Origin of the sequence: Streptomyces odontomachi (genome assembly GCF_024435355.1) — a bacterium.
Taxonomy (GTDB): domain Bacteria; phylum Actinomycetota; class Actinomycetes; order Streptomycetales; family Streptomycetaceae; genus Streptomyces; species Streptomyces odontomachi.
On the sequence record NZ_JAMJWG010000010.1, the window covers coordinates 68,262 to 83,320 of the forward strand.

The following is a 15,059-nucleotide window of genomic DNA, read 5'->3' on the forward strand; positions in this document are numbered from 1 at the left end:
AAGCCCGGCCCCGGGGCGGTGGCCTCGGGGCCGGGCGGGTGCCCGTCGTGCGGTGCCGCGGTCAGGCTGGGCTCAGCCGGGCAGCAGTGCCGGTCGGGCGGGGTGCGGGCGGCGGGTCAGGCGATCGGTGCCTCGCTCTCGGCGGACGCGGCCGTCGCCGACCCGGCCGGGGCGGCAGCCCCTGCGGAGGGAGCCGCGGTGCCGGCGGGCTCGGCCGCCGCGGCGGACCCGGGACCCGGCTCCGGGCCGGGCTCCACGGGGGCCTGGGTGCGCTGCACCGGGATGTCGGCACCGGCCGCACCCTGGCCCTCGTTGCGGATCTCGGCCTTGGCCTTGAGGGCGCGCACCGCGGCGTTGAAGCGCTCCATCGACGTGGGCTCGTCCGGGCCGAGCAGGTACTCCTTCAGCTCGACGCGGGCCTCGACCAGCGGGTCATCGTCGGTGTTGCGCACCGCGGCCAGCAGCTCGCCGAGCTCGACGGCGGAGTTGGAGAGGATCACGGCGGCGCGCACCGCGGTGTTCTGCCGCTTGAACTCCTCGGCGCCGAGCTCTGCGGAGTCCGTGACCGCGTACGGCTTGCCGCTCGCGATGAAGTCCGACACCACGCTGGAGATGTCCGAAACCATGCCCTCGCTGACGTTGAAGCAGTCGTACAGCAGGGGCGCGGGGCCGGAGATCACCCGGTGCTCCCAGGCCGGGAAGGAGCGCCAGTAGGCGGCGTTCCACTCCTGGCGCAGTCGCTTGGCGAGCGCCTCGCGCTCCGGGTCGGCGATGCCGTCGCGGGACGCCTCGGCCTCGTCACGCTCGTCGCCGCCGCCCACGAGCTGGGACAGCTGAGCCTCGATACGGGTCAGCTCGGCGCATGCCGCGGCCTCGGCGGCCTCGTCGCGGGTGAACGCCGGGTCGGCGGCACGCTGGGCCGCGTGCTTCTCGACGAGGGCCACGATGCGGTCGTGCGCCGCCTTGGCGACCTTGCTGCGGGTGCCGGTGAACGGGTGCGGCTTGTAGAGCACCCGCACGGCGGGGTCGGCCTTCAGCAGGCCGCGGATGATGTTCTCGCCGGCCAGCAGGAGCGAGGTGTTGCCCGGGGCGTCGTCCCAGCCCTCCCAGGTGGGCGCGTACAGCACGGTGGGAATGCGGTCGGCCGGAGCTCCGGTGGCGTGCTGGATGGGGGCCAGCTGGGGGCGGCCCACCTCGACGATGTCGTCGTCGCGCACGCCGACGTCGGCCAGGGCGTAGCGGTCGCGGCCGGCGCGGCCCGCGGTCCACACCTCGTCGTAGACCTTGCTGAACGGGTTGACGCTGGCGATCTTGTCGCTGTCGCCGTGGCCGATGAAGACGTGCTTCATGGTGGGCACGCGCAGCATGTGGATGTTCTTGCCGACGTTGGCCGCGTAGAGGGCGACACGGACGCTGGAGAGGTCCATGTTCATCAGGTGCACACCGCCGGGCACGCAGATGACCGGCACGCTGGTGCGGGCCAGCTTCTTCAGGATGACCCGCTCGCGCAGGATGACCAGGGGCCGGGTGTCGAGCTGCTCCATGGTCTCCAGCCACATGTTGACCTGGTAGGCGGAGTCCTTGGAGCCGGAGAAGTAGAGCACCGTCTCGGGGCGGTACTCGTGCAGCCAGTCGTCCACCCGGTCCAGCACCGTCTCCGCGCGCGCCGGGATGCGCTTGCCGCGGATGTAGGGCACCAGCGCGACCAGGTAGCCGAGGCCGAGCACCAGCGTCACGGCGATACCGGCGTAGCCCCATACCGCGGCCTCGGCCTCGGCCGCGACCAGCAGGCCCACCACGGCGAAGAGGTCCAGGTGCAGCATCTTCTCCGCGGCGCGTGAGGTGAGCCGCGGCGGGGCCGCGTTCGGGATGGAGACCCGGGACAGGTCCACGTTCCGGGTGGCCACCGGCAGCCTGCGGCGCAGCTTGATCAGCGTGCTCAGGGCGCTGTGCGGGGCCTGGAGGCCGAAGAAGAGGAGGAAGCCGGCGATCGCCGCGTAGAAGACCGGCTTCGTGGAGAGGTCGAGACGGGCGAGCAGCAGGATGAGCAGCAGCTCACGCACCAGGAACCGGATGGACAGACCCGCGCGGATCTTGCCCAGCCGGTTGATGAGATAGCTGCCGCGATGGTGCAGATATCTGTCCGCCAGGTAGGTCACGGCACCAGCGACTGCGAAGCCCCAGACGCTCGGTATCAGCGCGGCCACCGTGAGGCCGGGATAACCCAGCAGCAGGAGTACGGCTGCGGCGAGCTCGGCGCGACTGCCCACGCGGGCGACGCGGATGGCGGTGGATATCACGGGATGGGACCTACTTTTTCGGGGGCATGCCGACAGGTTCAGGTGTCAGAGCTCGAAGGAGCGAGCCCGGCGATATACGCCATACATACGACGCCACGTACGACGTCTTGTCGAATGTACTTTTTCGCGCTGGATTTCGGGTGGTGCTCAGGGTGCCGCAACGGCAGGACGGCACGGCGACACCGGGCGCGTTCAGCCGGTCCCGGGCGACGGGCGGCCGTGTGCGGACTGTGCGGAGCATGCGCATCGTGTGAAACCCGGCCTTGACGGACAGGGGCCCCCAAGACCGCCGCGAGAGCGGCCTCGAAGGCCCGGATCCAAGATGTCGAGTGATATTACATGGCCTCATGTCGGTCGAGGACGGCGGCCAGCGCCTGCTCGAAGCCGGAGGCCTCGTGTGCGGGCTTGGTGGGGTCCTGCTGCCGCACGTCGATGACATGGCCGGTCAGCTCGGAGATCAGTACGTCCAGCGAGGCGCGGGCCACGGCGTCGGAAGAGAGCAGCGACCCGGCGGGCTCCTGGCCGAAGGCCTTGGTGCGCATGGGGGTGGCGGTGCGCTCGGGGTTGATGCAGTTGACGCGTATGCCGTCGCCGGCCCACTCGTCGGAGAGCGCCTGGGTGAGGTTGACCATGGCGGCCTTGGTGGACGAGTACAGGCTGTACTCGGCGCGACCGCGCGTGTAGCTGCTGGAGGTGTACAGCAGCAGCTGGCCCTTGGTCTCCGCGAGGTACTTGTACGAGGCGCGGGCGATCTGCACCGGCGCGAGGTAGTTGACCTTGAGGGCTTCCTCGATGGTGGCGTTGTCGGTCTCGGCGAGCTTGCCGATGCGCAGCACCCCGGCGGTGTTGATCACGTAGTCGACGCGGCCGGTCTCGGCGTACGCCTTGGAGAGGGCGTCGTCGACGTGCTCCGGGTTCTCCACGTGCGTGCCGGTGGTGGAGCGACCCAGGGCGTAGGCCTTGGCGCCGTAGCTCTCGGCGAGCTCGGCGATGTCCTTGCCGATGCCGTACGAGCCTCCGAAGACCACCACGGTCTTGCCGGTCAGCAGCTCGCGGTAGGCCTCATCGCCGGACTGCTCGGGGGCGGCGCCGGAGGCGAGCTGGAAGAGCTTGTCGGCGATGAAGACGTCGACGGGCTGGGTGACCTTCATGTTGAACTCGTCACCGGCGACGACGTGGATCGGCACGTCCGGCAGGTACTTGAGGACCACGGAGCAGTCGTCGGTGGCCTGGAAGTTCGGGTCGCTCGCGGCGACCTCGTACGCCCGGCGGATGGTGGAGAGCTTGAAGGCCTGCGGGGTCTGGCCGCGGCGCAGCCGGGAGCGGTCCGGGATCTCCGTGATGAACTCGCCGTCCTCGCCATGGGTGCGGGTGACGATGATCGTGTCGGCGGAGGGGATGGCGACGTCGACGGCCTGGTAGCGCTCCAGGGCCTTGACGCAGTCGTCGATCACGCGCTGTGACAGCAGCGGGCGCACCGCGTCATGGAAGAGCAGATTGCGGTCCTCGCCCTCGGCCAGGCCCTCACCCAGCGCCTCGATGGCGCGCTCGGTGGTCTCGTTCCTGGTCGAGCCGCCCTCGATGATCTTGGAGACCTTCTGGAAGCCGGCCTTGGCGACGATCTTCTCCACGTCCGGCACGAAGCCCGGCGCCATGAGCACGATCACGTCGTCGATGGAGTCGGCGTGCTCGAAGGTGGTCAGCGTGTGCTCGATGACGGCCTTACCGGCGATCTTCAGCAACTGCTTCGGAATCGACAGACCCACGCGCTGGCCGGTGCCACCGGCCAGGATCACTGCGGTGGTACGGGGCTTGGCTATGACCTGGGACACAGAGCTTACCTACCTCGGGGCGACTGGGAACCCGGCGATCGTCTCACTCGGGGTTTCCGACATGCAAGGTGAGCGACGTGCACCGCACATGTGCACGCAAGGACCGGTTCACCTTGCCAGGAGCGGGGGTTCGCATGACGCCCTCTTTGAGGTGATGTGACCGATTCCATAAGGAGATTTCGCGTGTGATGTGCGGCTTCCCCGAAGACCCCGCCCGCGAACGTACGGCTCTGAGGCGCCTGGACGAGCGGCGCCCGGCAGGGGACAGCGGGCCGGCGGGGCACACCGCGTCGGCCACGGGTTGCGAGGTGCGGCACGCCGCGGTGCCGGGCGACGGGTGCGGGCCGGTGGACGGGGGCACGTCGGGTGGCGAGGACGCGCCGGGAACGTCCACCGGCCCGGGCCGACGCCGGGTGTCCCGGGCGGCCACCCCGGAGCCGATGTCCGGCTCCGGGGCACGACACGTGGCAGCGGATCAGGAGGCGAACTCCGAGCCGAGTCCGCCGCCGTTGTGCGCGGGGACGCCCAGCGTGCGGACGCCGAAGGTGAACGAACCGTCCGGCGTCACCCCGTCCGCCGTCGCCTTCAACACCCAGATCGAGCCGTCGGTGGTGTCCTCGTCGCCGCTCTCGCCCTCGCCCGACGCCCCGACGACCAGGTCGGCCATGCCGTCGCCGTCGGTGTCGGTGAGCTTGGTGGCCGACCCGAAGAAGTCCCAGGCCTGCGGGATGCCGGGCACGCCGGCGGTGTCCTCGCTGAAGACCTGCGCGCCCGCGCCGGTCAGACCGTCCGCGGTGCCCCGCAGCGTGACCGCGGCGCCGGTCATCTCGATGTCGTCGTAGGTCTCGGCGCGCACCCCGACGGACACGTCCGCATAGCCGTCACCGTCGATGTCGCCCACCGAGACACCGGCGCCGAACTGGTCGCAGGAGCCGTCGGCTTCGTCCTCCTCGGCGACGCCCGGCACTCCGGCGGTGTCCTGGTTGATCCGGGTGGCCCCCGCGGGAACGGGTCCGTCGGCGCTGCCCGGCACGTAGGTGACCATGCCGCCCTTGGCCGCCGGGAGCGGGTTCTCGCTGCCGAAGTTGCCGTCCGGGCGGCCGATGACGATGTCGGCGTGGTGGTCGCCGTTCACATCGCCGACGTCCAGGTTGTCACCGGCGCCGTCGAGACCGCTGACGGAGGCGCCGGCGGTGAGGCCGTCGGGGCTGCCCGCCCAGTAGGCGACGCGGCTTGCGTCGTCCCTGCCGGTGGTGGAGACGAGGTCCGTGACGCCGTCGCCGTTCACGTCGCCCGCGGCGAGGTCGGTCATCCAGTCGTCCCCGGCGGGTCCGTCGACCGCCCGGGTGCCTCCGGCCGGCGCGCCGGTGCGGTCGAAGGGGCCGGTCAGGACGTGCAGGCCGGTGTCCCCGAAACTGGTCACGACGTCGGGGGTGCCGTCGCCGTTGAAGTCGCCGGCCTCGGCTAGGTGACCGATCCCGTCGTCGTAGGCGTCGCCCTGGGCCAGCCAGGTCGAGTCGGACAGCCCGTCCGGGCCGCCCCAGATGACCGAGAGCGACCCGCGGCCCCCGTCGTCACCGCCGGCTCCGACGATCAGGTCCGCGTACCCGTCCTGGTCGAGGTCGGCGGAGGTGACGGAGCTGCCGTAGGCGTCGCCCTGCGCGGCGTCTCCGGGTATTCCGGGCTTCTCCTGGTCGAAGACCTGCTTGGAGGAGGTCTGGAGGCCGTCGGCCGAGCCGTACATGACGGCCACGTAGCCGTCGTACGCCGCACCGCCCCCGTCCTGGTTCCCCTCGTAGCTCTTCAGGCCCGCGGCGGGCACGGGGAAGGCTACGTCGGAGTAGCCGTCGCCGTTGAAGTCGTCCTGGAGTTCGGCGCCGGTCGTGGTGTCGCTGCTGGTGGGCTGCGCCGAGGCCGCGGGCGCGGTCACCGACAGGCTCACCGCGATCGCCGCCATCAGGCCGATGCCGCCTGCCGCCTTGCGTAGGTTCATCAATATCCTCCCGGACCGGACGTGATCGCCCGCAGGGCCCGGCCGGTGCTCACGGCACGGTGCCCACGGGCCTGAAAACGCCCATGACCACCGGCCCCCGCGACCCGCACGAACGGCGTCACGCTGCTCCTTGCTCCCTGGAACGCAGAACGTCGAAAAGGTGAAAGGCGTGTGACGCGTGTCAAGAGCGCGTCACACGCCTTTTCTGACCTGTCAGGAGCACGGAGGGTTGCACACCCCGGCGCAACCTCCTGTTCACGATTGAGTAACTCCCTTGGTGCACGGACCTGTTGGGCGGGTCTCGCGGCACGGCGAGGGCTCCGGCCGTATGCGGTCCGGGTGAACAAAGGGCGTCAGAACGGCCGGAACTCGTCGTACTCGCGCTCCACCTCGTCGCGTTCCGCCTCGCGGTCCCGGCGGCGTTGGGCGGCCGGGCGGGGGGCTTCGAGGCGGTGGTCCTCGCCGCGGCGGCCGAGCATTTCCGCGCCGGCCAGCATGGTCGGCTCCCAGTCGAAGACGACCGCGTTCTCCTGGGGGCCGATGGCGACGCCGTCTCCCGCGCGGGCGCCGGCCTTCGTCAGCTCCTCCTCGACACCGAGGCGGGCGAGCCGGTCAGCGAGGTAGCCGACGGCCTCGTCGTTGTTGAAGTCGGTCTGGCGCACCCAGCGTTCGGGCTTGTCACCGCGGACCCGGAACATGCCGTCGTCCTCGCACACGACCGTGAAGCCGCTGTCGTCGACGGCCTTCGGACGGATGACGATCCGGGTGCCCTCCTCGCGCGGCTGCGCGTCACGCGCCTGCGCGACCAGCTCGGCGAGCGCGAACGACAGTTCCTTCAGACCGGTGTGGGCCACCGCCGACGCCTCGAAGACGCGGTAGCCGCGCTGCTCCAGGTCGGGGCGGACCATCTCGGCGAGATCCCGGCCGTCGGGTACGTCGATCTTGTTGAGCACCACGATCCGGGGCCGGTCGTCCAGGCCGCCGTAGCTCTTCAGCTCCTCCTCGATGACGTCGAGATCGGAGACCGGGTCGCGGTCGGACTCCAGCGCGGCCGTGTCGAGGACGTGCACGAGGACGCTGCACCGTTCGACGTGCCGGAGGAACTCAAGGCCGAGGCCCCTGCCCTGGCTGGCGCCCGGGATCAGGCCGGGCACGTCGGCGATGGTGTAGACGGTGGCACCCGCCGTCACCACGCCCAGGTTCGGCACCAGCGTGGTGAAGGGATAGTCCGCGATCTTCGGCTTGGCGGCCGAGAGCACCGAGATCAGCGACGACTTGCCGGCGCTCGGGTAGCCGACGAGCGCCACGTCAGCGACCGTCTTGAGCTCCAGCACCACATCGCGCACCTCCCCGGGCACGCCGAGCAGCGCGAAGCCGGGGGCCTTGCGGCGCGGCGAGGCGAGGGCCGCGTTGCCGAGGCCGCCGCGACCGCCCTGCGCCACCACGAAGGACGTGCCGTGGCCGACCAGGTCGGCGAGGACCGTACCGTCCGGGCCGAGCACGACCGTGCCGTCCGGCACCGGCAGCACCAGGTCCTGCCCGTCCTTGCCGGAGCGGTGGCCGCCCTCGCCGGGCCGGCCGTTGGTGGCCTTGCGGTGCGGGCCGTGGTGGTAGTCGAGCAGGGTCGTCACGGACTGGTCGACGACGAAGGTCACATCACCGCCGCGACCGCCGTTGCCCCCGTCGGGGCCGCCGAGCGGCTTGAACTTCTCCCGGTGCACGGAGGCACAGCCGTGGCCTCCGTTACCCGCGGCGACATGCAGTTCGACGCGGTCCACGAAGGTGGTCATGGTGGAAACCTCTCGTGCTGACGGATGAGTGGGTGCCCGGTGTGCGGGCCGGTGCCGGCGGGTCGCCGCGTGGCGGCGCGCCGTCACATGCGGAAGGCGGACCCGCATCCCCGTGACCGGAGAGGAAGGTCCGCCTTCGGCAGTGGTCCCAGCTGGTCAGGTAACGGACTGATCAGGCGACGGGGACGATGTTCACGACCTTGCGGCCGCGAGAGGTGCCGAACTGCACGGCACCGGCCTGGAGCGCGAACAGCGTGTCATCGCCGCCGCGCCCGACACCCGAGCCGGGGTGGAAGTGCGTGCCGCGCTGGCGGATCAGGATCTCACCGGCGTTGACGACCTGGCCGCCGAAACGCTTCACGCCGAGGCGCTGGGCGTTGGAGTCGCGGCCGTTCCGGGTGGACGATGCACCCTTCTTGTGTGCCATCTCTTCTCAGTCCCTTACTTCGCGGCCGAGGGGATCTCGGTGACCTTGAGCGCCGTGTACTGCTGGCGGTGGCCCTGACGACGGCGGTAGCCGGTCTTGTTCTTGTAGCGCAGGATGTCGATCTTCGCGCCCTTGTGGTGGTCCACGACCTCGGCCTGGACCTTGACTCCGGCCAGCACCCACGGGTCGCTGGTCACGGTGTCACCGTCGACGAGCAGCAGCGTGGAGAGCTCCACCCCGTCACCGACCTTGGCCGTGGAAATCCTGTCAACCTCAACGATGTCACCGACAGCAACCTTGTGCTGGCGGCCACCGCTGCGCACGATGGCGTACACGCGGAACTCACTCTCTGTACTCGAAGCGGGACCTCTGATGCCAGCCACCCGCTTCGGGCCGGGGCCCGAAGCTCCTACGGGGACTGCCCGGGCGGAGGAAGTGGCCTCTCTGGGTGGGCGCAGATGCGGCCCGCCTGGAGGAAGGTGCTCAGAGGGGTGGCGAACAAACGCCGACGGTCAAGGTTACGGGGCCCCGTGCAAGTAATCAAACCGGGCCCGCCGCAGCCCCCCGGTGTGCCGACACCGGGGAGCCGGGCGATACGTCAGCCCTCGTCGGTCTGAGCGGTCACCGAGGAAGGTGACTGCTGCTCTGCCGCAGCGGTCTTCTTCGTCGTCGCCTTCTTGGTCGGGGACTTCTTGGCGGGTGCCTTGGCCGCCTTGCTGGCCGGGGCCTTCTTCGCCGTCGTCGCCTTCTTGGCCGCCGTCTTCTTCGTGGCGGTCGTCTTGGCGGCGGTCGCCTTGGCGGCCGTGGCCTTCTTGGCGGCGGCCTTCGCGGGCGCCTTCTTGGTCGTCCTGCGCGCCGTCTTGCGAGCCGGAGCGCCCTCCTCGGCGCCCTCGCCCTCAGCCGCCGCGACGGTCGCCTCGGCAGCCTCGTCGGCGGCAGCCTCCTCGGCGGCCTCCTCGTCCCGGCCGGCCGCTTCGTTGGCCTCGACGACCTGAGCGACCTCTCCGGCCTCGGCGGGCGGCGCGGGACGCTCGGACGCGGACACGACCACGACGGCCGTCTCCTCGGACGTGGTCGGCGCCGTGGCCTTCCGCACCGCGCGCCGGCGCGGACGCGCCGGCCCCGCACCCTCGCCCTCGCCCTCGCCCTCGCCCTCGCCCTCGCCCTCGGCAGCAGGCTCCGCAGCCGGCGCCGCGGGCTCCTCGGCAGCCGGGGCCGGCGGTTCCTCGGCCACGGCGACCTGCGGTTCGGGCGTCTCGGCGAGCACCGACGGCTCGGCCAGTACGGTGCCGCCCTCGGTCACCGTCACCTCGGCGACCTCCGGCGAACCCGCCGGTGCCGTCGCCCGGCGGCTGACCCGCCGGCGGCCACGCCCCGCGGAAGCGGCCTCCGCGGCGGGGGCCGCCGGGATCGTCTCAGCTTCGGCTTCGGCGAGGGGCTGGCCCGGCTCGGTCGCCGTCTCGACGGGCTCGGCGAGCGTGGCGGGCTCCCCCGCCGCGGGCGCGGCCGTCTCGACGAGCACCTCGGCGGGCGACTCCTCGGACTCGTACGTCCGGGGCGAGCCGGCGGGCGCGGACGCCCGACGGGTGGCGCGGCGGCGCGAGCGGCGCCCACCGCGTCCCGCGGCAGCCTCCGCCTCGGCGACGCTGCTGAACAGCTCCTCGTCGGGCTGCATCGGCTGGTACGCGGCCGCGGGCAGCTCGGCGGCCGCGGCAGCGGGCAGCTCGGCGGCCGCGGCAGCGGGCGCGGCGGCCGGTTCGACCTCGACGGGCTCCGGTGCGCGCTCGGCCGGCTCCGGCTCGGCGGCGCGCCCGCGCTTCTTGCGCTTGCCACCGCCCGCCGCGGGCGGCTGGTCCATGTGCACGATCAGCCCGCGGCCGTTGCAGTGCGCGCAGGTCTCCGAGAACGACTCCAGCAGGCCCTGCCCGACCCGCTTGCGGGTCATCTGGACCAGGCCAAGCGAGGTGACCTCGGCGACCTGGTGCTTGGTGCGGTCCCGGCCCAGGCACTCCAGCAGCCGCCGCAGCACCAGGTCGCGGTTGGACTCCAGCACCATGTCGATGAAGTCGATGACGACGATGCCGCCCAGGTCGCGCAGCCGCAGCTGGCGCACGATCTCCTCGGCCGCCTCCAGGTTGTTCCTGGTGACCGTCTCCTCCAGGTTGCCGCCCTGGCCGGTGAACTTGCCGGTGTTGACGTCGACCACGACCATCGCCTCGGTCTTGTCGATCACCAGCGAACCACCGCTGGGCAGCCACACCTTGCGGTCCAGCGCCTTCATCAGCTGCTCGTCGATCCGGTACGTGGCGAACACGTCGGTCTCGGACGTCCACCGCGACAGGCGCTCGGCGAGGTCGGGGGCGACGTAGGAGACGTAGCCGTGGATGGTCTCCCAGGCCTCGTCACCGCTGACGATCACCTTGGAGAAGTCCTCGTTGAAGATGTCGCGCACGACGCGGACGGTCATGTCCGGCTCGCCGTACAGCAGCGACGGGGCGCTGGAACCGCTGCCCTTGGCCTTCTTCTGGATGTCCGTCCACTGGTTCTGGAGGCGCTCCACGTCACGGCGCAGCTCGTCCTCGCTGGCCCCTTCGGCGGCGGTGCGCACGATGACGCCCGCGTCCTCGGGGACGATCTTCTTGAGGATGGTCTTCAGCCGGGCACGCTCGGTGTCCGGCAGCTTGCGGCTGATGCCGGTCATCGAGCCCTCGGGCACGTACACCAGGTAGCGACCGGGCAGCGAGACCTGGCTGGTCAGACGGGCGCCCTTGTGTCCGATGGGGTCCTTGGTGACCTGGACGAGCACCGACTGCCCCGACTTCAGCGCGGACTCGATGCGGCGCGGGCCGCCGGGCAGGCCGAGCGCCTCGAAGTTGACCTCACCGGCGTACAGGACGGCGTTGCGGCCCTTGCCGATGTCGATGAACGCGGCCTCCATGGACGGCAGCACGTTCTGGACCTTGCCCAGGTAGACGTTGCCGACGTAGGAGGTGGACTGCTCCTTGTTGACGTAGTGCTCCACGAGCACGTTGTCCTCGAGGACGCCGATCTGGGTGCGGTCGCCGTGCTGGCGCACCACCATCACGCGCTCCACGGCTTCGCGGCGCGCCAGGAACTCCGCCTCGGTGATGATCGGCACCCGGCGGCGACCCTGCTCGCGCCCCTCGCGGCGGCGCTGCTTCTTGGCCTCGAGACGTGTGGAGCCCTTGATGGACTGCACCTCGTCGGAGGGGGCGCTGGCGCGGTCCTCCTTCTTGCGGGGCTCGCGGACCTTGACGACGGTGCGCTCCGGGTCGTCGGTGGTGCCGTCGGCCTCGGACGAGCCTTCCCCGGCGCGGCGGCGCCGACGGCGGCGGCGCCGGCTGCTGCTCGACTCGCCGTCGTCATCGGCGGCGTCCTCGTGCCCCTGTGCACCGTCCTTGGACTCGTCGCCCGACTCGCCGTCCTCGGCGTGCCGGCCGTCGCCGTCCGCGGACTCGTCGACGTCGGACTGCTCCGCGTCGGCGTTCTCACCGCGCCGCCTCCGGCGGCCGCCACGGCGACGCCGGCGGCGTGCGCCGGAATCCTCCGACTCGTCGCCGTCGGCGGCGTCGTCCACGCCGCCCTCGGCGTCCTCGTCGCCCGTCCCGGACGAGTCCGAGGCGTAGTCGTCGGTGTCGTCGCCCGAGCCGCCGGCGGACCGCCGGGCGGGCTCGTCGGACTTGACGCGTCGCCGGCGGCGCCGGCGCGTGCGGCTCTCCGCCGCCTGCTCGCCCTCGTCCGGCTCGTCGAACACCTCGGGCTCGTCGTCCTCGTAGGCGTCCTCGGCGGCTTCGGCCGCGGCCTGCGCCGCGGCACGCTCGGGGGTCTGGAACTTCGGCTCGGTGAACACCGGCGCCTGGAAGACGGCGACGGCTGGACGCGCGGGCCGCGCGGGGGTCTCGTCCTCGGCCATCTCGGCCTCCTGAGGCTGTGCCGTCTGCGCGGACGACTGCTTGTCGGGTACGGATTGCTGGGGTACGGGCGGTGCGGACACCGCCACGGACTGCTGTGCCGTGGGCTCGGAGAACCCGGCCGCGGCCTTGCGGGTAGCCCGGCGTCGGACCCGCCGGGGCGCCTGCGGCTCGTCGGAACCGCCGGGGGCGTCCGCGGGCGGCGGCCCGGCGGGGGGCTCGTCGCCGGAGCCGGTACGCGGACCGGACGCGGCCTGCGCGGCAGCACCGGCCTCGGGAGCGTCGGCGGGCCCGGCGGTGGACTCGTCGGCGGAGGTGTCGTCGGCAGCGGACGCGGCAGGGTCTGCGGCGTCCGCCTCGGAAGCGGTCGCCTCGGTGCCGGTGCCGGTCTCCTCGGCGGTCTCGGTGGCCTCGGCTGCCGCGCTGGTCTCGGCGGGTCCGGCCGGCGCAGCCCGTTCCGCGGTCGGCGTCGCGTCGGCCGGCGTGCGGCTCGCGGGCACCGACACCGGCTCGGCGGCCTGGGCTGCGTCGTCCGCGCCGGCGCCGGGCCGGGTGGCCCTGGTGTCCTCGGCGCCCTGGTCGTCGGACGAGCCGGCGGTGGCGCCGGCGTCGGCGTCGGTGGTCGGCCGGGGCGCACCCGCGGGCGCCGATGCGCGACGGCGGGTACGACGGGCGGACCGGGCGGCGGAAGCGTCCGTGGCCGGCTCGGCGTCGGACGGGCCGGCGGCGGCCGGCTCGGTGCCGGGCTGGTCGGCGGGTGACGTCCCGTGGCCCGACGGCGCTGCTTCGGTGGCTTCGGCGGTCGACTGCGCGGTGGGCGCGGTCTGCTCCACCGGCTTCGGTGAGCCCGCGGGGGCGGAGGCGCGGCGACGGGTGCGCCGCCAGGTCGGTGCGTCCGCCGCGGCGGTGGTCTCTATGGCGGCTTCCGCGGCTGCCACGGCCTCGGCGACCTCGGCGGCGACCTCCGCAGGGGCGGCATCGGACGCCACGGCGTCCCCGGTCTCGGGGGCTGCGGTCTCGGCGGCGTCGGGCTCCGTGGCCTCCGGGGTCTCGGCCGCCTCGCCGGTCACGGCGTCGGCCGCGTCGGCGGTGGCCTCCACGGCCTCCGCGGTGGAGTCGGCCTCGGTGGCCGCCGGCTCCTCTGCGGCGCCCGTGTGGACCCCGGAAGTCGGGGCGGATGCCGGTGTGGATGCGGTTGTGGATGCCGCGAGGGTCCCGGCGTCGGTCTCCGGCTCGGAGGACTGCGCGGCGGGCGGGCCCGCGGGGCGGGATGCGGCACGGCGACGACGCGGTGGGAGCGTGTCGCTCGGGGTGTCCGCAGTGGTGAAGTTGTTGTTCTGCGAGCCCTGGGTGGGTTCGTTCGGCTCAAGCATGCGGGCGGTTCTCCCGTCAGGCTCCCGGGCGCCGCTGTTCCCCGGTGACGTCCGCGGTCCGCGCGGTGAGCGCGGGTCCGCCTTCCGGGGCGCGGGCGCCGCACGGGAGCTCTCTGTGTCTTGTCTCGCCGGTTCCGCACGCCATGTACGTGCGGCCTGGCGAAAGTCTTCTGGTCGGTGCGCTGCCCGACCCAGGTGGCTCCCGAGTGCAAGGGCGGCGCGTCGACGGGTCCTACGCGGAGCCTTCCGGCACCGTGCCCAGGTCCTGAAGGGCCTGGGAAGCGCCCCCAGCCTGCGCGGCGGCGAGTCCAGCGGCCCCTCGGCCTTCGGCCGGGGTGGCCGCGCTCGCCTCGCGGTCGGGCGCGAGCGGGTCGGTCACCGTGCCGTTCTCCTCGTCGAATGGCCCCTGCGCCAGCCTGGTCACCGCTACCGGGACCGGCGGCGCCAGGTCGGCCACTGCGTGGAGACCGGACAGGACGTCGTCGGGTCGTACGGCAGGCGTCACGTGCCGGACAACCAGCCGCAGTATCGCACAGGGCTGGTCCCCCGGCCTATCAGCCGCCGTGTCCATGCTGCCAGGCGGCCGGGTGGGGCCCGGGAAGCCCGGTCGTGCGGTTCCCGGGTACCCCGTGGAACGCGGTGCTCCCGCGGTGCTCACCGCGCCTGGGGCTGGCCGAAACGCCGCTGGTGATCCTGCGGGCACCGGCTGATCCGTGGGCGCCGTGCCGTCCGCGGGCGCCGGCTCGGCGGGCTGTGCCGTCAGGTCGACGACGGCAGCGCGGGCATCGAACGTGCGCATGCCGCTCTTCGTCCTGCGCTGCACCTCGACCGTCTGCGCGGCCAGGAAGGCCGCGACGGCCTGCGCGGCGTCCTCGTACCGCACGCCGGGCATCCGCAGCTCCCAGACCGAAGCGGCGAGCCGCTCGGCCAGGCCTGACGTGCGCGCCTCGACGGCCTCGAGGACGTCGAGCCCGTCCGGCAGCGACACGTCGACGAGCGTGCGCAGCGTCTCCGGGTCGCGGAACTCGGTGAGTGCGATCTCCAGGTACTCGGCCTCGCTGCCCGTGCCGGTGGGTGCGGCATTGGCGTACGACACCTTGGGGTGCGGAGTGAAGCCGGCCGAGTAGGCCATGGGCACCTCGGCACGGCGCAGGGCACGCTCGAAAGCGCGCTGGAAGTCGCGGTGGCTGGTGAACCGGAGGCGGCCGCGCTTGGTGTAGCGAAGTCGGATGCGCTGCACCGCGGGTGCGGGCGGCGGGCCTTCGGGCTGTCGCTTGCCCAGTGGTACGTCTCCTTGTGTGGCTCCACGGTCCGTGCGCCTCCCCGGCCGTCCGGCGGTCGGGCGGCTGACGCCCTTCCGTGCGGCCGGCCCGATGGCGGCTCCGCACCGGCGGAGCCCAGACGCGTTCGGA

8 protein-coding genes are annotated in these 15,059 nt (G+C 72.6%); all 8 read right to left on the minus strand.

The genetic code is table 11. The annotated features are described in order from the left end of the window. Positions 1 to 116: 116 nt before the first annotated feature. On the minus strand, positions 117 to 2,300 hold the full coding sequence (locus NQO67_RS21355) for a CDP-glycerol glycerophosphotransferase family protein (RefSeq protein ID WP_255951704.1): 2,184 nt from the start codon (positions 2,298 to 2,300) through the stop codon (positions 117 to 119). 335 nt (positions 2,301 to 2,635) lie between these two features. Next, positions 2,636 to 4,132 (minus strand): D-ribitol-5-phosphate cytidylyltransferase, encoded by a 1,497-nt coding sequence (locus NQO67_RS21360; protein ID WP_255951705.1) that lies wholly within the window; start codon positions 4,130 to 4,132, stop codon positions 2,636 to 2,638. 475 nt (positions 4,133 to 4,607) lie between these two features. Beyond that, positions 4,608 to 6,125 carry an FG-GAP repeat domain-containing protein gene (locus NQO67_RS21365; RefSeq protein WP_255951706.1) on the minus strand — a complete coding sequence of 506 codons (1,518 nt, stop codon included), beginning with the start codon at positions 6,123 to 6,125 and terminating at the stop codon, positions 4,608 to 4,610. Between the two features lie 353 nt (positions 6,126 to 6,478). Continuing rightward, on the minus strand, positions 6,479 to 7,915 hold the full coding sequence (gene obgE / locus NQO67_RS21370) for a GTPase ObgE (protein ID WP_255951707.1): 1,437 nt from the start codon (positions 7,913 to 7,915) through the stop codon (positions 6,479 to 6,481). A gap of 172 nt (positions 7,916 to 8,087) precedes the next feature. Then, positions 8,088 to 8,342 carry a 50S ribosomal protein L27 gene (rpmA, locus tag NQO67_RS21375; protein ID WP_255951708.1) on the minus strand — a complete coding sequence of 85 codons (255 nt, stop codon included), beginning with the start codon at positions 8,340 to 8,342 and terminating at the stop codon, positions 8,088 to 8,090. A 14-nt stretch (positions 8,343 to 8,356) separates the two neighbouring features. Continuing rightward, complete coding sequence (gene rplU, locus NQO67_RS21380; RefSeq protein WP_255951709.1) at positions 8,357 to 8,677, minus strand: 50S ribosomal protein L21; 321 nt, start codon at positions 8,675 to 8,677, stop codon at positions 8,357 to 8,359. A 263-nt stretch (positions 8,678 to 8,940) separates the two neighbouring features. Then, a complete protein-coding gene (locus NQO67_RS21385; RefSeq protein ID WP_255951710.1) occupies positions 8,941 to 13,647 on the minus strand; it encodes an Rne/Rng family ribonuclease in 4,707 nt (1,568 codons plus the stop codon). Between the two features lie 232 nt (positions 13,648 to 13,879). After that, entirely contained in the window at positions 13,880 to 14,887 is a 1,008-nt protein-coding gene (locus NQO67_RS21390; protein WP_255951711.1) for a TIGR03936 family radical SAM-associated protein, read from the minus strand. Between the last annotated feature and the right edge of the window lie 172 nt (positions 14,888 to 15,059).